The 17,578-nt window shown below is 69.3% G+C and carries 14 protein-coding genes; 2 read left to right on the top strand and 12 right to left on the bottom strand.

Annotation, left to right across the window (positions count from 1 at the left end; genetic code table 11):
* Window positions 1-101: 101 nt before the first annotated feature.
* The 7 genes from EIK80_RS02695 to EIK80_RS02665 all read right to left on the bottom strand — a co-directional run bounded on the left by EIK80_RS02695 (window position 102) and on the right by EIK80_RS02665 (window position 9,588).
* Window positions 102-1,076 carry a FecR domain-containing protein gene (locus EIK80_RS02695; RefSeq protein WP_125155411.1) on the bottom strand — a complete coding sequence of 325 codons (975 nt, stop codon included), beginning with the start codon at window positions 1,074-1,076 and terminating at the stop codon, window positions 102-104.
* Window positions 1,077-1,080: 4 nt separating this feature from the next.
* Window positions 1,081-1,611, bottom strand: coding sequence for an RNA polymerase sigma factor (locus EIK80_RS02690; protein WP_125155410.1), 531 nt, complete (start codon window positions 1,609-1,611; stop codon window positions 1,081-1,083).
* A gap of 98 nt (window positions 1,612-1,709) precedes the next feature.
* A complete protein-coding gene (locus EIK80_RS02685) occupies window positions 1,710-4,397 on the bottom strand; it encodes a TonB-dependent receptor (RefSeq protein ID WP_125155409.1) in 2,688 nt (895 codons plus the stop codon).
* A 215-nt stretch (window positions 4,398-4,612) separates the two neighbouring features.
* Window positions 4,613-6,244, bottom strand: coding sequence for an ABC transporter ATP-binding protein (locus EIK80_RS02680; RefSeq protein WP_125155408.1), 1,632 nt, complete (start codon window positions 6,242-6,244; stop codon window positions 4,613-4,615).
* A complete protein-coding gene (locus tag EIK80_RS02675) occupies window positions 6,241-7,068 on the bottom strand; it encodes an ABC transporter permease (protein WP_233586408.1) in 828 nt (275 codons plus the stop codon). Before EIK80_RS02675 ends, EIK80_RS02680 begins: the two co-directional genes overlap by 4 nt.
* Window positions 7,065-8,009, bottom strand: a complete 945-nt coding sequence (locus EIK80_RS02670; RefSeq protein ID WP_125155407.1) for an ABC transporter permease — start codon at window positions 8,007-8,009, stop codon at window positions 7,065-7,067. Before EIK80_RS02670 ends, EIK80_RS02675 begins: the two co-directional genes overlap by 4 nt.
* Before the next feature lie 19 nt (window positions 8,010-8,028).
* A complete protein-coding gene (locus EIK80_RS02665; protein ID WP_125155406.1) occupies window positions 8,029-9,588 on the bottom strand; it encodes an ABC transporter substrate-binding protein in 1,560 nt (519 codons plus the stop codon).
* A 301-nt stretch (window positions 9,589-9,889) separates the two neighbouring features.
* Here EIK80_RS02665 and EIK80_RS02660 point away from each other — a divergent pair, with 301 nt between their 5' ends.
* The gene (locus tag EIK80_RS02660; protein ID WP_125155405.1) at window positions 9,890-10,855 is read left to right on the top strand and encodes a GntR family transcriptional regulator; all 966 of its coding nucleotides are present in this window, start codon (window positions 9,890-9,892) and stop codon (window positions 10,853-10,855) included.
* 20 nt (window positions 10,856-10,875) lie between these two features.
* Here EIK80_RS02660 and astD read toward each other — a convergent pair whose 3' ends face one another.
* Window positions 10,876-12,339, bottom strand: coding sequence for a succinylglutamate-semialdehyde dehydrogenase (astD, locus tag EIK80_RS02655; RefSeq protein WP_125155404.1), 1,464 nt, complete (start codon window positions 12,337-12,339; stop codon window positions 10,876-10,878).
* A 2-nt stretch (window positions 12,340-12,341) separates the two neighbouring features.
* The gene (locus EIK80_RS02650; protein WP_125155403.1) at window positions 12,342-13,538 is read right to left on the bottom strand and encodes an aspartate aminotransferase family protein; all 1,197 of its coding nucleotides are present in this window, start codon (window positions 13,536-13,538) and stop codon (window positions 12,342-12,344) included.
* 132 nt (window positions 13,539-13,670) lie between these two features.
* Here EIK80_RS02650 and EIK80_RS02645 point away from each other — a divergent pair, with 132 nt between their 5' ends.
* Window positions 13,671-14,603 carry a LysR substrate-binding domain-containing protein gene (locus EIK80_RS02645; RefSeq protein WP_125155402.1) on the top strand — a complete coding sequence of 311 codons (933 nt, stop codon included), beginning with the start codon at window positions 13,671-13,673 and terminating at the stop codon, window positions 14,601-14,603.
* Here the strand turns inward: EIK80_RS02645 and EIK80_RS02640 are convergent.
* The 3 genes from EIK80_RS02640 to EIK80_RS02630 all read right to left on the bottom strand — a co-directional run bounded on the left by EIK80_RS02640 (window position 14,585) and on the right by EIK80_RS02630 (window position 17,565).
* The gene (locus EIK80_RS02640) at window positions 14,585-16,051 is read right to left on the bottom strand and encodes a M20/M25/M40 family metallo-hydrolase (protein ID WP_233586407.1); all 1,467 of its coding nucleotides are present in this window, start codon (window positions 16,049-16,051) and stop codon (window positions 14,585-14,587) included. The two genes, EIK80_RS02645 and EIK80_RS02640, sit on opposite strands and share 19 nt — an antisense overlap.
* Window positions 16,052-16,249: 198 nt before the next feature.
* Window positions 16,250-17,032, bottom strand: a complete 783-nt coding sequence (locus EIK80_RS02635) for an anti-sigma factor (RefSeq protein WP_125155401.1) — start codon at window positions 17,030-17,032, stop codon at window positions 16,250-16,252.
* A complete protein-coding gene (locus EIK80_RS02630) occupies window positions 17,029-17,565 on the bottom strand; it encodes an RNA polymerase sigma factor (RefSeq protein ID WP_233586406.1) in 537 nt (178 codons plus the stop codon). The genes EIK80_RS02635 and EIK80_RS02630 overlap by 4 nt, the downstream gene beginning before the upstream one ends.
* Between the last annotated feature and the right edge of the window lie 13 nt (window positions 17,566-17,578).

Below are 17,578 nucleotides of genomic sequence, written 5' to 3'. Positions count from 1 at the left end.
GCGCTTGGCGGCGGCATCCTCAATCGAAATCGAAAGTTTTTCGGACTTTTCGCTGACGCGCGCGTCGGGCGGCGAACTGCTCGGACTTCACCGATGGGCCCCTACGGCGCGGCGTGCAGCTCGACCGTCGTGGCGGTGCTCTTGGCCCGCACGGGGAAGTAGGACTGGATCGCCTCGACGAACGCCCGGCTCTGACCCGCATAGAACCTGCCGCTGATCCGCAGCCTGGCAAGACGAGGATCGGCGACCACGACTTGCAGGGTTGAGTAGCGGTTCATCTCGGCCGCCGCGTCGGCCAGGGCGACGTCGTCGAAGATCATCTGCCCCTGGCGCCAGGCCAGGAGCCGACCGAGGTCGGCGCTCGCCGGACGACCTGCCTGCAGGCCGTCAACCATCAGCAGGGACTGCCCCGGCCGCATGACGGCCAGAACCGTGGCGCTCTCGTGATCGCTGACCGCGACCTTGCCCTCTGCCAGGACGACCGTGGTTTCGCGGGGCTCGCGGCGGACCGAGAAGGCGGTGCCCACGGCGGTCACCGTACGCGGGCCGGCATGCACCCGCAGCGGCCGGCTGGCGTCGTGAGCGACTTCGAAATAGGCGCGGCCGGCGACCAGATCGATCGACCGCGCCTCGGCGGTGTAGCGGACCCTCATGACCGTCAACGCATCCATCGTGACGCGACTGCCGTCGGACAGGGTCAGGGTGCGTTGCTCGCCGAGCGCGGTCTGAAACAGCGCCCCCTGCCCGGCGCGATGGCGCATCCACCAGAGGCCGCCGACCGGTGCTGCGATGGCGCCCACCACCCCGGCGGCGACCGCCCGGCGGCTCCAACCGGACCGCCTGGCGCGGGCGCGCTGCAGAGCCTCACGTCGCAGGGTCAGCACGCCGTCGGTCCCGGCTCCCTCGCCCATCAGACGCCAGACCGCCTCGGCGCGGGCGTAGGCCTCTTCGTGCGCGGGATCGTCGGCCAGCCAGCGCGTGAAGCCGGCCTCGTCGGACGCGGCCCCGCCCAGCCGGCGCGCGGCCCAGCCCGCGGCGGTCTCGTCGATCAGGATCTGTCGCGGCGGATCGAACACGGGCCTAGCTCTGAAACGGATCGACCCCGCGCATCAGGTGCGCCAGGGCCTTGATGATGTACTTTTCGACCGAACTGACGGAAACGCCGAACGCCTTGGCGATCTCAGCGTGTTTCCAGCCCTCCAGCCGGTGCAGGATGAAGGCGTCCCGCGTGCGCTCGTCCAGTTCGGACAATCGCCGCATCGCCGCTTGCAAGGCCTGCCTGTCTCCCAGGACGCGCTCGGGCGAAATGCCCTCGAAACGATCCTGACGAAGCTCGGTCTCGTCGAGGTGGTCGCGGAACGTCTTCCGCCGTCGCGAGCGGTCGCGCAACAGGTTGACCGCGGTCCGGAAAACGAACGCCTCCGGATTGTCGATGTCCGCGCCGTCGGACCGTCGAACCAGGCGCAGGAACACCTCCTGCACCAGATCCTCGGCTTCGTCGCGCGACCGCACACGCCGCTCGAAATAGGCGGTCAGCGGCCCGCGGTAGGCCTCCGACAGCCGCTGGAGGCGGGCCTGCTCGCGCGGATCGAGTTTGAGCTGCGCGGCCATCCCTACGAAAAGTCCTCCCGAAGACGCGGATCTTCGCCGCGCTCACTGGGTTTCGACGCGCCAGTCCGCCAAATCCTCAACGCGCGCGCGCTCATTCTTCAGTAATCCACGGCAAGGCGCAGGCCAACGTGGCGACCGCTGTCGCGCGCGGGCTTCCAGTGCGTGGCCATGGCCGGCTGGCCGTCGGCGCCGAGGAGGTTCCACTGCGTGTCCCGGCCGCGCGTCACCGCGAACCGCGCGTCCAGCAGATTGCCGACGAAGCCGGTCAGGCGCCAACCCTGTCCGCTCACCCCCGCGGAGACATCGAGGACGCCATAGGCCGGCTCGACCGAGGCCGGATCCTGCAACAGGCTGTAGACCACCCTTGAGCGCCAGCGGTAGCCGGCGTTCAGCTCCAGCAGCCTGTCGCCGCCCAGGGGCCTGCGGTAGAGGGTGTTGAGGGTCAGCGACCAGCGCGGGGCGTTGAACAGGGGCTTGCCGCTGAGATCCTGCTTCCCGCCCACGCAGCCCTGCGCGGCGGTCTGGCCGAAGTAGCAGGCGGCGCCGTCGAAATCGGTCATGATCGCGCGGCTGTAGGCCGCCGCGCCGTCCAAGGTCAGGCGAGGACTCAGACGCGCGCTGAACTCGCTCTCGATGCCCTCGGCGCGCAGGCTGCCGATGCTGTTCAGAACGTTGAGGCCCGTGGCGTCGTCGCGGCTCTGGGCCTGGAAACCCGAGAACCGCTCCCGATAGGCGGTCAGGTTCAGGCTGAGGTCGCGATCCGGCGAGACGGCCCGCAGCCCGACCTCATAGCTGCCCACGGTCTCCGACGCGACCGGCTGCTGGGCGGCGATGGCGTCCGCGATGGGGCGGCCGGCATAGGGTCCGGAGGTCACGAGCGTACGCGTCGTCAGGCTGCTGGTCAGGTCGTAGGCCCGGCCCTTGTAGCCGGTCGAATAGCTGGCATAGGCCGTCACGCCCGGCGTGACCTTGCCCTGCACGCCGACCCGCCCGCTGAGCGCGGTGTCGCTGTGACAGGTCTCGACCGGCAGAGTCGGGCTGACGCGCGAGCAATCCGGCGCGCCATAGGTGACCCCGTTGCCCAGGTCGTCGAACCGATAGCCGATCTTCTCGTGGCTGAGCCGCAGGCCCGACAGGATCGAGACGTTTCCGTTGACCGCGTAGGCTCCCTGTCCGAACGCCGCGATCGTCCGGCTGGAGGTCCGGGCCAGGTAGCGCGAATAGGCCGTGCTGTTGGTGGTCGGGAGCGACGGCAAGCCGTTGTAGTCGCCCAAGCTGTTGGAGCCGCGCACGAAGTAGCGCTCCGACCGCGTCCGCCCGACATAGACGCCGGCGACATAGTCCCACGCCCCCCCAGCGGGGCTATTCAGGCGCACCTCCTGGTTCTCGGCGCGTATGCGGAAATAGCCGCCGTTGGCCGAGCCGCCGCGCGGCGCCCGAGGCGCGAACAGGCTGTAGTCCAGGTCGGTCGCGTCCGTATCCTGCCGATCGTAGAGGTAGTAGCGATTCACCGAGGAGATCGAGGTCAGCCGCCAGGAGCCAACGGTCCCGCCCACGCGCAGGTTCACACCCTTGTCGCTGGCGTTGCCGCGCGCATTGACGTCGTAGCGGGCGAAGTGGTTGTCGGGTCCGGGAACGATCCCGCGCAGAACCGCCTCGCGCGACAACTCGGCCCGCCCTTGCGTGGCCTGCGGTGAGATATAGGTGTCCGCGCCCACGCAGCACGAGGCCAGCGACCGGGTGAAGTGCGGCGTCAGGGTGATCGCCCAGTTGTCGCCCGGCGTCCAGACCAGCTTGCCCCGCAGGTTGAGGTCCGACTGGCCGTTCAGCCACTGCCGGGTCGCCAGGTTGAAGACGTTGCCACGGTACCGGCTGTAGGCGGCGGACAGCCGGAACTTCAGGGTGTCGCTCACCGGCCCGGTGATGCTGGCCTGCAGTCGCCGTTCGTGGTCGTCGGTCAACATGGTCTCGGCCCGCGCGGCGAAGACGTCGCTGGCCGGGTTGGTGGTGATGTAGATGACGCCCGCCGAGGCCGACTTGCCGAACAGGGTGCTCTGCGGGCCGCGCAGGATCTCGACCTGCCGCACGTCGGCCAGGGCGGTGAAGGCCATGGCCTGAAAGGCCTGCGGAACGTCGTCGATCACCACCACCACGCTGGGCTCGGCGCCGATCGAATAGGAATAGGTGCCCACGCCCCGGACATTGATGCTGTTGTTGCCCGGCTGGGTGGTCTTCGAGATCGTGAGGGTCGGGACCAGCTTCGTCAGGTCGTCGAAGTCGCGTACGCCAGCGCGGTCCATCATCTGGCTGGACAGCGCCTGCACCGAGGCGTCGGACAGGCCCAGGGTCTCGACCCGCTTGCCTGAGTTGACGACCACCGCCTCGAGACCGACGACCGGCTCGATCTCCTGCGCGTGGCGGACCACGGGCGAAGCCTCCTGCTCCCGTCGCGCCGCCGGCTTGACGCGGTAGATGACGATGACGCCCGAAGGGGTCTTGCGAAAGGCGAGGTCGGTGCGAGCCAGCAAGGCGCTCAGCGCGCGCTCGGGACTCATGCGGCCGCGCAGGGCCGGCGCGCGCTGGTCGGCGGTCAGGTCCGGAGCGTAGAGGAGTTGCAGGCCGGTGGCCTGACCGAACCGTTGCAGGGCGAGGCCGAGGCTGGAAGCGTCCTGGTCGAAACTGGCCGCCGCCTGTTCCGCGAGCGCGTGCGCGGGGATCAGCACGGCCAGGGCCAGGAGCCCCCCCACGCACCCCAGGCGACGAGCGCGGAACGCGCGCGGAAACATGCCGACCTCCCCAATTGCGGATCTCCGCCCGCTCGGCGCGCGATCCTGACGCGCGGTCCATTCTCCTTATAACGCCAGTAGCTTGTGCTCGGCCCCGGCGCCATCCCCGTGGCCAGCGCGGCGATGATCGGTTCACGCGCGTCAGCCCCACGACGGCGACGGGCCGCGGCCCCAAGAACCGTTCGGCCATTCAAACCCCGGGCTAGCGCCGGTCGTCAACCCGCGAGCGCAACCGCCGCCAATGCCGGCGTGGCGGCCAGCAGCGCCTGGGTGTAGGCGTGCTGGGGCGCGGCGAAGACCGCCTCGACCGTCCCGGTCTCGACCACCCTGCCCTGCGACAGCACCAGTACGGTATCGGCGATCTGCTCGACGACCGCCAGATCGTGGGTGATGAACACGCAGGCGAAGCCGTACTGGGCCTGCAGGGCCTGGAAGAGATCGAGCACCTGAAGCTGGATGGTCATGTCCAGCGCCGAGACCGGCTCGTCGGCGATCACCAGGCGCGGTCGCGAGACCACGGCGCGGGCTATGGCCACCCGCTGGCGCTGACCGCCGGACATCTGGTGGGGATGACGGTCGGCGAAGCCGCCCAGGCCCACCTCCTCCAGGATGCGCTCCACCCGCTCGCGACGTTGGCGCGCGTCGAGGCCCGGAACATTGCGCAGCGCCGCGGCGATGATCTGGCCCACCCGCCAGCGCGGATCCAGGGAGGAGAACGGGTCCTGGAACACCAGTTGGGCGTCGCGACGAAACGCGCGCATCTGCTCGGGGCGCATCCTGGCGATGTCGACGCCATCGAAGGTCACGGCCCCCTCGGCGATCGGCTTGAGACCCAGCATGGCCCGCCCGAGCGTCGATTTTCCGGAGCCGCTGGCCCCGACGACGGCCAGGATCTCGCCAGCGCGGACGGCCAGATCCACGCCATGCACGACGCGCTTGGGCGGTCCGGCCCATAGCAGGCCCGGCTTGCCGGCATAGTCGATGCAGCAGCCCTTGACCGACAACAGCACCGGCGCGTCCGGCGCCAGGGCCTGGCGGCCGTCCGATCGGCGCGGCAACGAGCCGACCAGGCGCTGGGTGTAGGGATGCTCGGGCGCGGTCAGCACCTGGCGGGTGTCGCCGGCCTCGACCAGCTTGCCCTTCTCCAGCACCACCACCTTCTCGGCGTACTTGGCGACCAGGCCCAGGTCGTGGGTGATGAGGAGAACGGCGACCCTGTAGTCCCGCGCCAGCTCGACCATCAGCTCCAACACCTCGCGCTGACTCAGCGTGTCCAGCGCCGTGGTCGGCTCGTCGGCGATCAGCAGGCGGGGTTTGAGCAGCATGACCGAGGCCAGCATGATCCGCTGGCGCATGCCGCCGGAGAACTCGTGCGGATAGGCGGCCAGGCACTTTTCCGGATCGGCGATCTGGACCCGGCGCAGCATCTCCAGGCATTGGCGGCGGATCTCGGCCTCGGGCAGCTTGCGGTGCAGGCGCAGACCCTCGGCCAGTTGCTTGCCGATGGGGATGGCCGGGTTCAGCGAGACCATCGGCTCCTGGAACACCATCCCGATGTCGCCGCCGCGCACGGCCCTCATCTGGTCCGGCGACAGGGCGGTCAGTTCCCGGCCCGACAGCTGGATCGACCCGCCCGTCCGCCGCACGCCCGGCGCCAGCAGGTCGAGCACGGCCCGCGCGGCCATGGTCTTGCCGCTGCCGGACTCGCCGACGATGGCCAGCACCTGGCCTTCGGCCAGGTCGAGGCTCAAGCCCTCCAGCAGCGGCGGTCGCGGCCCCGAGCGCGGATGGACATCGGCCTCGATGCGCAGGTTGGAAAGCCGCAGCAGCGGCGTCGCGGCGGTCATGCGTCCCTCCGAGGATCGAGGCGGTCTCGCAAGGCGTCGCCCAGCAGATTGACGCCCAGCAGGGTCAGGGCGATGCAGACACCCGGGGTCACGCTGAGCCAGCTGGCGTTCTCCATGTAGGGCCGGGCGGCGCTGAGCATGTTGCCCCAGGTCGGCGCGGGCGGCGGAACCCCCACGCCCAGGAAGCTCAGGGCGCTTTCCGACAGCACCACCCAGCCAAAGAGACTCGTGGCCAGCACCACCACCGGCGGCAGGGCGTTGGGCAGCACATGGCGGACCATGGTGTAGAGGGCGCCGTCGCCGACCACCTTGGAGGCCTCGACATATTCGCGCTCGCGGATCGACAGCACCGCCCCGCGCACCACCCGCACGATCGAGGGCAGGTAGGCGACGCTGAGCGCCAGGATGATGCTGCCGCGATTGGAGCCCAGCACCGCGATGAGGGCCAGGGCCAGCAGCATGCCGGGAAACGCCAGGATGGCGTCGTTGACGCTCATGATCACCCGGTCGACCCAGCCGCGCAGGAAGCCGGCGATCGCCCCGATCAGCGTGCCGGCGATCACGGCCGCGGCGACGACGCCCAGCGCGATGGTGACGCTGATCCGCGCGCCCAGCATGGCGCGGCTCAGCACGTCGCGGCCGAACTCGTCGGAACCGAACCAGTGGGTCCAGGACGGCGGCGCCAGGGGATGGGCCAGGTCGATGGCGATCGGATCGTAGGGCGTCCAGACATAGCCGAGCAGGACGACGACCAGCAGGCCGCCCACCAGCAGACCGCCGATGACGGCGTTGGGCTTGGCGCCGGAGAGCATGGAGGGTTTCATTGGGCGGTCACCCGCGGGTCGAAGAGCGGATAGCAGAGGTCGACGACGAGGTTGACGGCCACGTAGACGACGGCGGTGAACAGCAGGCAGCCCTGCACGACCGGGTAGTCGCGGCCGAGGATGGAATCGACCATCAGGCGGCCCAGGCCCGGCAGGGTGAACACGGTCTCGATCACCGCGATGCCGCCCAGCAGGTGGCCCAGGATCAGGCCGACCAGGGTCAGGGTCGGGGCGAAGGCGTTGGGGAACACGTGGCGGCTTAGCACCGTGAATTCCGAAAGCCCCTTGGCGCGGGCGTGAGTCACATATTCCAGCCGCAGAACGTCGATTGCGCTGGAGCGCATCATGCGGGTCAGCACGCCGCTCTCGGTGATCGTCAGGGTCAGGATCGGCAGCACCAGGAACAGCGCCGCCTCGACCGCGCTTTCCGAGAACGGCACATAGCCGACCACCGGCAGCCAGCCGAGCTTGAGGCCGAACACCAGCAGCAGGATCAGGCCCAGCCAGAAGCTGGGCACGGCCAGCACCAGGCTTGCGGCGCCGACCACGGCCAGGTCGAGCGGCGTGTCGCGCCGCCAGGCGGCCGCCAGGCCGGCGATCACGGCGATCACGGTCGCGGCGCTCACCGCCACCAAGACAACGATCGCGGTCAGCTGGAAGCGTTGCCAGATCAAGACGGAGACCGGTTCGCTGGTCAGGATCGAGTGGCCAAGATCACCCCGCAGGGCGTGCTCGACCCACAGGATGAACTGCACCGGCAGCGGCTGGTCCAGGCCTAGGTCCTGGCGCAGCGCGGCCAGGGACGCCGCGTCGCCAGCGTCGCCCAGCATGACCAGGGCCGGATCCCCGGGGATCAGCCGGATCAGGAAGAACACCGCCAGCGCCACCATCAGGAGGGTTGGCAGGGTCAGCAGCAGGCGTTTGAGAATATAGCTGAGCATGTCTGGTTTCTTTCCGGGCTCAGCGCAGGCCAACGCCCCACAGGCGCTGCTGTGCGGCGGGCCAGCCCTTGTAGCCGGTGACGTTCCGCCGGACGGCGGCGATGCGCGAGCTGCTGAACAGCACGATGGCCGGGGTGTCCTCCATGAAGGCGCGCTGCAGGTCATCGAAGGCGGCCTGGCGATCGGCGCGGCGCTCGACCTCCATCGAACGGCGCAGCAATGCCCGCGCCTGCGGCGTGCTCCAGGCCTTGCGCGGGTCCTTGGCCTTGTCGCCGATCAGCAGCCCGAAGTTCAGCGACGGGTCCAGGCGCGCCGAGAACGGCAAGACCATCGCCTGGTACTGGCCGGTGGCGTAGCGATCCAGCTGGCTGGCCCAGTCCAGGGTGTCGATCTGGATGTTGATCCCGGCCTGGGCCGCCATGGCCTGGATCAGCACGGCCGCGTCGAAGCACTGCGGGTAGCGGCGGTTGGTGACCAAGCGGATCGGCTGCCCCTTGTAGCCGGCGGCCTTGGCCAGGCGCCGGGCTTCGGCCAGATCGACCCGTCGCTGAGAGGCCTGCACCGGGCCGAAGAACGGGCTGACAAGCGGCACTGGCGAGGTGTTGCCCTTGGCCGTGCCCCAGGTCACCGCCTTGGCGAGGCCAGCCGTATCGATCGACAGGGCGATGGCGCGGCGCAGGCGCACGTCGCCGAGCACCGGATCCTGGGTCTGGAACAGCACCGCGTAGAGATCCATCGTCGGATTGATCTCCAGCCGCACGCCCGGCTTGCCCCGAACCCCGGCCAGCTCGGTGGGGCTCAGCGCGTCCAGAACGTCGAGACTGCCGCGCAGCAAGGCTGCGCGCGCCGCCGAACCGTCGGGGATGATCAGAAAGCGGACCTTGTCCACCAGCGCGTGCTTGCCGCCGGTATTGCCGTCGCGGGGCCCGGGCAGGGCCGCGTAGCGGGCGAAGCGCGACAGCTCGATGAACTGGTTGCGCTTCCATGTGGAGACCTCGAAGGGACCGGTGCCGATCAGGCGGCGGATCGCGCCATCGGATCCCACCGAGTCCGGATGCAGGATCCCCGTGCCGCCGCAGTCGTTGCGCGCCAGGGTCTTGAGAAACATCGGGGCGGGCCGGGAAAGTCGGATCACCACGGTTCCGGGATCGGGCGCGGTGATCGACTCGATCCTGGCGATGCCCTCGTCGCCGAACTCGAAGCGGCAACGCCAGCGCGTCTTGGGGTCGAGATAGCGCTTCAGGGACCAGACCACCTCGGCCGAGGTCAGCGGCGCGCCATTCTGAAAAGTCACGCCCCGGCGAAGCGCGAAGGTGTAGGTCCGCCCGTCCGGAGACACCGTCCAGCGGCTCGCGAGCATCGGCCCGATCGAACCGTCCTCCCGCGAGGCCACCAGCCCCTCGACGACGTGCAGGATCACCGCGTCGGTGTTCTCGTCGCGGCGCGCGCCCGGATCCAGGGACAGGATGTCGGCGTTGAGGCGGGCGCGCAGCACTGTCTCTGCCCGCGCGGCTCCCGCCAGGCCCAGGCAAACCGCCAGGACCGTCGCCAAATGGACGAAAACGCCTGACGGCTTCATTGCTCGCACTTCCCCATCACACACCCCGGAGCCTGGCGGTCCACCCGCCAACCATGGCCTTCGTCTCTTCCGGACAGGCTCTGAACCCTATATAAATGTTTTCTCAGTGTCAAAAAGACAAAATGCCAACACCGCACGCGACAGCGCCGCACGCCGCACTTCTGGGCAGGATATGATCAGCCAAGGATCATGCCGGCTGCTTGCCAGGATGCGCCGACGCGGGCGACAACAGGACGAAATCCTTGCGCGTGGCTCAAGGTGTGTGGCGTTAGAAGATTCAGGGAGTTGAAGGCGACGCGCGATGGTTCCACGGACAAACAGGAAGCCGCCCGCCGAAACCAGCGCCAAGGCCGCGGGATCGACGGGACGCGGCCCTAGCCGCCTGCAGGCCGACCTTGCTGCGCGCATCCTTCGCCTGCTGAAGGAGCAGGGCGCGGGTCCTGGTCATCACCTGGTCGAACTGGACCTGTGCGAGCATTTCGGCGTGTCGCGCACGCCCATCCGCGGCGCCCTGAAGCTGCTGGCCGACCAGGGCGCGGTCGAGGCCCGGGCCAATCGCGGCTTCGTGCTTCTGGAGCCGGTGATCGCCGCCCCCGAGATCGATCCGGTCAACCTGCAGGAGGAAGACGACCAAAGGCTGGCGGTCGCCATCGCCCAGGCCCGCAACGTCGGACGCCTGGCGGCCGACTGCACCCAGCAGGAGATCATGCGTCTGTTCGACGCCAAGCTGCCGCAGGTGCTGCGCGTCCTGCGCCGCCTCTCGGCGCTTGGCCTCGTCGAACGCAAGGCCGGCAATGGCTGGACCTTCCTGCCCTCGATCGATTCCGCGCGCGCCCAGGCCGAAAGCTACGCCTTCCGCCACGCCCTCGAACCGGCCCTGCTGGTGCAGCCGACCTTCTCGCTTGATCGGGGATGGTTGGCCGAATCGCGCGCCAAGCACCTGGCGTTCCGCGAGCGCCCCTGGCGCGATGTCCTGGCGGTCGAGTTCTACGAGATGAACTCCGACTTCCACGAGGGCCTGGCCCGCTGCTCGGGCAACCGTTTCATGCTCGCCGCCGTCCAGCAGCAGATCCAGCTTCGCCGCTTCCTCAACTACAATTGGGAATATGGCGTCGAGCGGGTTCAGGAATCGATCACGGAGCACCTGGAGATTCTCGACGCCCTGGACGCGGGCCACAACGAGCGAGCATCGGCCCTGATGCGCAACCACCTGACGACCAGCGCCCACCACGGGGTCATGAATCCCGATCACGCCAAGCCCAGGTGAGTCTGATCGCCTAGAGCGCTCTAGCCTGGCGCGGCCAGGCCAGTGATGTCGGCTGTCTGATCGACCAGGCGATCGGCCTCGAAACTGGCCACCGGATAGGCGCAATAGTCCGCCGCGTAGTAAGCGCTGGGGCGATGATTGCCCGAGGCGCCCAGACCGCCGAACGGCAAGGTCGCCGCCGCGCCGGTGGTGGGCCGATTGCGATTGACCACCCCGGCCCGGGCGCGATCGAGGAAGATCTCCCAGAGCGCGTCGTCCTCGGTGATCAGGCCCGCGGCCAGGCCATAGGCGGTGTCGTTGGCCCGGGCGATCGCCGTCTCGAAGTCGTCGACGCGGATCACCTGCAGCACCGGACCGAAGATCTCCTCGTCGGCGACGTCGACCTCGGTGACGTCGAGGAGGGTCGGGGCGACGAAGGCCGGCGACAGACCGGCCGGCAGCGTCCCCGCGAATAGGACCCGCGCGCCCCGCGCCACGAGGGCCGCGACCGCCGCCCGCACGCGGTCGGCGGCGGCGACCGAGATCAGCGAGCCCATGAAGCGCGGCTCCTGGCTGTCCCACTCGCCGATGGTCAGGCGCGCGACCAGCGCCAGCAGCGCCTCGAGGATGGCGTCGCCACGCGGACCGCGCGGCAGCACCAGGCGGCGCGCGCAAGAGCAGCGCTGGCCTGCGGTGAAGAAGGCCGACTGGGCGATCACCGAGGCGGCGGCGGCGGGGTCGCCATCCCAGGCGATCAGGGGATTGTTGCCGCCCAGTTCCAGCGCCAGGATCACCTCGGGCCTGTCGACGAAGGCCCGGCGGAAGTGGGCGCCGGCGGCGGCCGAGCCGGTGAACAGCAGGCCATCGATCTTGCCCGCGATCAGCGCAGCGCCGGTGTCGCGGCCCCCCTGCACCAGATTGAGGACCCCGCCGGGAAGGCCCGCTTCCTGCCAGGCCCGCGCCAGGTTGGCGCCGGTCAGCGGCGTCTCCTCCGAGGGCTTGAACACCACAGTGTCGCCGGCCAGAAGAGCCGGGACGATGTGGCCATTGGGCAGGTGACCAGGGAAATTGAACGGCCCCAGCACCGCCATCACCCCGTGGGGGCGATGACGCAGCACCGAGCGGCCGAAGGCGGCTTCGGCGGCGCGCGAACCGGCGCGCTCGGCCTGGGCGCCGATCGACACCTCGACCTTGCCGACCATGCCGGCGACCTCGGCGCGGGCTTCCCACAGCGGCTTGCCGGTCTCGCGCGCGATGTCTCGCGCGATGTCCTCGGCGCGGGCTTTCAGGCGTTCGCCGTAGGCGCGGGCCAGCGCGATCCGCTCTTCCAGCGCCGTGGCGGCCCAGGCGGGAAAGGCCCCGTGCGCGGCGCGCAGGGCGTCCTCAGCGTCGAGGGCGTCGGCCGCCGCGCCACTCCAGACCGTCTCGCCCCTGGCGGGATCGGTGGAGGCGAAGACTTCGCCGCGTCCCTCGCGCCAGGCGCCGTCGATGAACAGGCTGGCCATCGTCAGGCCGCCCGGATCGGGGCCGCGCCAAAGGCGTCGCAGGTCTGCTCCAGCCGTTCGAGCGCGAATTCGGCTTCCTCCCTCGACAGGATCAGCGGCGGCAGCAGGCGGATGCAATTGTCGCCGCCGCCGGCCACCAGCAGGCCTCGGTCCCGCGCCGCGGCCATGAACTCGCGATTGTTGGGTTTCAGCTTCAGGCCGATCAGCATGCCCTTGCCCCGCCGCTCGACGAAGACGTCGGGGCGACGGCGGATCAGGTGATCCAGTTCGACGGCGAGGTGATGACCGACACCACGCGACAGCATCAGGGTCTCCGGTCGCGAGATCTCGTCGAAGGCGGCGATGGCCACGGCCATCGCCAGGGGATTGCCGCCGAAGGTCGAGCCATGGGCGCCGGGCGTCATGCCCTTGGCCGCCGCTTCCGTCGCCAGGCAGGCGGCGACGGGAAAGCCTGACCCCAGGGCCTTGGCCAGGGCCATGATGTCGGGCTCGACGCCTTCGAACCACTGGTGGGCGAAGAGCTTGCCGGTGCGGCCCATGCCGCTCTGCACCTCGTCATAGATCAGCAGGACGCCGTGCTCGGTGCAGAGCGCCCGCAGACGCTGCAGGAATTCACCGCTCAGGGCGCGGGCTCCGCCCTCGCCCTGCACGGGCTCGACGATGACGGCCGCGGTCGTGTCGGCGGCGATCGCCGCTTCGATGCCGGCCGCGTCGCGGACATTGAGCTGAAGATAGCCCGGAAGCCGGGGACCGAAGCCCTCCAGATAGGCGGCGTTGCCCGACGCGTTGACGGCCGCATAGGTCCGCCCGTGGAACGAGCCCTCGAAGCCGATGATGTCGATGCGCTCGGGCTGGCCGTTGGCCGCGTGATAGCGGCGCGCCGTCTTCAGCGCGCACTCAACGGCTTCCGAGCCGGTGTTGGCGAAGAACACCCGGTCGGCGAACGAGGCGGCGACGAGGCGGTCCGCCAGCGCGGTCTGCTGCGGAATCTGGAAAATGTTGGAAACGTGCCAGAGGTGTTGGGCTTGCTCGGTCAGCGCCGCGACCAGCGCCGGATGGGCGTGCCCCAAGGCGTTGGTCGCCACCCCGCCCACGCAGTCGAGATAGGTCGAGCCGTCTTCGGCGAAGACCCAGGCGCCGCGTCCGCTGACCAGGGCCAGAGGCGCGCGATTATAGACGTTCATCAACGGATCGGACATGTCGGGACGCTCCAAAGCGCAAGGATGTGACGGCGCGACCAGAGCTACGCCTTGTGCGATTTGGTGCGATAGATTGACCGGGAGCTTCCGATCAGCAAACGTAAAACCAGAATGTCTAGATGAGCTTTTGGAATGAATGACGCGAGCCGAAAGCTGCTTCCGCCGATGGCGGCGCTACATAGCTTCAGCGCCGCGGCGCGCCATGGCGGCTTCTCCAGGGCCGCCGACGAGATCGGCCTGACGCAGAGCGCCGTCAGCCGGCAGATCTCCCATCTCGAGGATTGGCTGGGCGCGCCCCTGTTTGATCGCTCGGGGCGGCGCGTGACGTTGAACGCGCAGGGCGAAGCCTATGCGGCGGCCATCGCCCCGGCCTTGGACAGCATCCGCCGCGCCACGGCCAAGGCGCTGGCGCCCTCGTCCGACCGGACAGTCAATCTGGCGACCCTGCCGAGTTTCGGCATGCGATGGCTGGCCCCGCGGCTGCCGCACCTGACCAGCCGCCACCCGGACCTGATGGTCAATTTCGCCGCCCGCACCGACGAGTTCGACTTCGCCCAGGAGCCCTTCGACGCTGCCATCCATTTCGGCCGTCCCGACTGGCGCGGGGCGCAACACGACCTTCTGTTCCACGAACGCAGCATCCCGGTGGTCGCGCCATCGCTTGCCGCCCAATACGGCCTGGCGAGCCCGGCGGATCTGGCGCGCCTACCCCTGCTCACCCAGAGCTTTCGCCGGGACGCCTGGACACGCTGGTTCGAACTGGCCGAGGTATCGCCGCGGCCGTCGATGCGCGCGGGACCTGACTTCGCGCACTTCCTGATGCTGGCCCAGGCCGCGGTCGCCGGCGCGGGCGCGGCCCTGATCCCCAGCTTCCTGATCGAGCCGGAGCTGGCCTCGGGCGCGCTGGTCCAGGTCTTCGACCTGCCGATGTCGAGCCAGGGGGCCTATTATCTGGTTTACCCGCCCGGCCAGCGTGACAAGCGGGGTTTCGCTCAATTGCGCGACTGGATAATCGCCGAGGCGCGCGAGGAGTCCCCGCGCGAGCCTCACCGCCCCATGCCGTAGAGCTTGATCAACTGGTAGAGGAAGTCGCGGCTCTTATAGAGCGAACTGACCCTGACCCGCTCGTCCAGGCCATGGACGCCGTTACCGTCGGGATCGACGAACATGCCGGTGACGCCGTAGGTCGGGATGCCGGCCGCGGTCAGGAAACGCCCGTCGGTGGCGCCGGTCGACAGGGCCGGGATCACCGGCGTGCCCGGCCACAGGCGCGCGGCCACCGTCTCGATCGGTCCCATGATCTCGCGGGTCAGGGGCGTCGGAACGGGCGGCGGGGGCGGCGGCGAGTTGGTGGTCACCTCGACCGACGGATCGGCCAGGGCGGTGACGATCGCCGCGCGGATCTCCTCGATGCTGGGTCCCGGCACGATGCGGCAGTTGACGTTGACCTCGACATGCTGAGCCAGGGCGTTGCGGGCGTGGCCGCCGTCGATCATCGTCGACGAGCAGGTGGTGCGCAGGCGCGCGTTCCAGGTCGGGTCGGCGTCGGCGATGCGGGCGATGGCCGCGGCGTCGGCCGCGCCCGCCCCGATCGCGGCCATGTCCTGGCGCACCTGGCCCTCGTGGAGCGCGGCCGAACGGCCGAAGAACCCCTTGGCCACGTCGTTCAGCTGGACCGGGAACTGATAGGCGCCCAGACGAACCAGCGCGGCCGACATGCGGGTGATGGCGTTGTCCTTGCCGGGACGCGAGCTGTGGGCGCCGGGGCTAGTCACCACCAGCTTGAAGTCCTGGTAGACCTTTTGGCCAGCCTCGACGCCGAACACCGTCGGCTTGCCGGCCGCGTCCAGATAGCCCGAGCCGCCCTCGTTGATGGCGAAGGCCGCTTTCAGCGTCTCGGGCCGATGCTCCAGCAGCCACTTGACCCCCTTGACCCGGCCGCCGCTCTCCTCGCCGCAGGTCAGGGCCAGCTTGAGGGTGTGGCGCGGCCTGAAGCCCTCTTCCTTGTAGCGGACCAGAGCGTCGACCAGGTTGCTGGCCATGGCCTTGTCGTCGATCGCGCCCCGCCCGAAGAAGTAGCCGTCTTCCTCGACCAGCTTGAAAGGATCGCGTTTCCAGTCGGCGGGGTTGGCGTTGACCACGTCGATATGGGCCAAGAGCAATACGGCCGGCGCCTTTGGGTCGGTTCCGTCCAGGCGGGCCAGCAGGGCGCCGTCCTTGGGAAAGCCCTCGGGAACGCTGACCTCGACCGCCGCGCGCGGATAGCCGGCCGCCAGGAGGCGCGCCTGGACCTTCTCGGCCACCGCCGTGCAGCTGCCGGTGGCGGCGCTGGAATCGGTCTCGATCATCTCGCGATAGGTTTCACGGTAGCGCGCCAACTTGGCGTCCTCGGCCGCGTGCGCCGCGGAGGGGGTGAGCGCGAACACCTGAACGGCCAAGGCCAGTCCCGAAAGCAGTTTCAACTCGACCTGCATTTTCCCCTCGCGACCATGGCGCCGAGCGGAATCGCTCATCGCCTCCGGCACAATTGTCTTGTTGTGCCAATAATGCAATCTAACATGACGCGCGTAAAGGCGAATGCAAAGCTCTTTTCCGGACCCTGAGATCAAGGAGAAGCCCCCGGCCAACCACGACCAGGAGGTCGCGCGAGCCGAGTGCGCCCAGCCAAGGCCCGGATGGCCGGCGGCTCCAACGGTCCAAGGCGCTGTCGATCAGATGGTCGCCTCGGCTTGTCGACGCACCTCGTTGCCCAGGTGGCGAAGCGATCTTGGGCTCGATGGCGCGACCAGGCTGTAGCCGATGCCGTCGGTCGCCCAGGAAACCCCGTCCAGGCCGCGATCGCTCTGCTCGGACATGGCGGTGTTCTTCTCCACCTTCATGGGCCGGACCATCACCGCCAACCGCCCGCCGCCGTCGCCGTCGCCGTCGTAAAGGAACATGGCCGCCGGCCCATGCGGCGTCGTCACCAGGCGGCCGCCGATGAATCGATAGCCGGCCGACCGCAGATCGGGGACCTCGACCGGGCTATGCAGACGGCTCGACACCCAGCGAACCAGATCGGCCTTCTGCGCCGCCCCCATTTCGAACGGGCGATGATCGTCCGACGCGTAGACGCGGTAATTGTCGACGGCCTCGCGCGCCAACGCGCCAACGCCGTTGGCCGGGGGCGTGAACACCGCGCGCGCCGACCAGCCGCCCACGCCGCCCAGACAGAGCAGCATCGCGGCCGCCACGGCGGGGCGCCAGGCCGTCAGGCGCGCGCGTCGAGCCTCGGCCAGGGCGCGAACGCCAAGGTCCGGCGGGATCGGCGCCTCGGCGATTGGCGCAAGCGCGGCGCGAAGGGCGTCGCGCTGGGCGATGTAGCCGTCGATCCGACGCGCCGTCTCGGGGTGAAGCCGCAAGTAGTCGGCGACCTCCGCCTGGCGGCCAGCGTCCAGGACCTGATCGACATAGGCCTGCAGGTCGTCTTCGCTGATCGGACGAGGCGCGCTCATTTGATCCTCCGCAGGTGTGCGCGTTGGGCTGGAATGACAGAATCGGCGGCGATCAGTTGGGCCAGGCGCTCGCGCGCCCTGGAGAGCCGGGACATCACCGTGCCGATCGGAACGCCTAGCACGGCGGCGGTTTGGGCGTAGGTCAGTTGCTCAACGCCGACAAGCAGGAGCACCGCACGGTAGTCCGGCGGCAGGCTCGCCAGGGCGCGCATCAGATCGGCATGATCCATCCCGTCGGATTGGCTCGCGGGCAGGGACAAGGCGGCGTCCGTGACGTCGTCGATCGCCATATGCCGACCGCGTCGCTGGAACCGCCGCCAGCGGCTGATCGCCAGATTATGCAGGATCGAAAACAGCCAGCTTCGCGTATCGCCGTCGCGGCGTCTTTGTCCCCAGCGACTAATGGCGCGTTCCAGGCAGTCCTGGACGAGATCATCGGCCTCCGACGCGTCGCGCGAGAGAGAGCGCGCATAGCGTCGCAGGCTGGGAATCGACGGCTCGATCAGAGCGATCATGTCGTCCATGTCGTCCATGTCGATGCTCTCG

The organism is Caulobacter sp. 602-1, from assembly GCF_003931565.1.
Lineage (GTDB): Bacteria > Pseudomonadota > Alphaproteobacteria > Caulobacterales > Caulobacteraceae > Caulobacter.
Note: the sequence above shows the minus strand (reverse complement) of the source record. Positions and strands in the feature narration are given on the sequence as shown.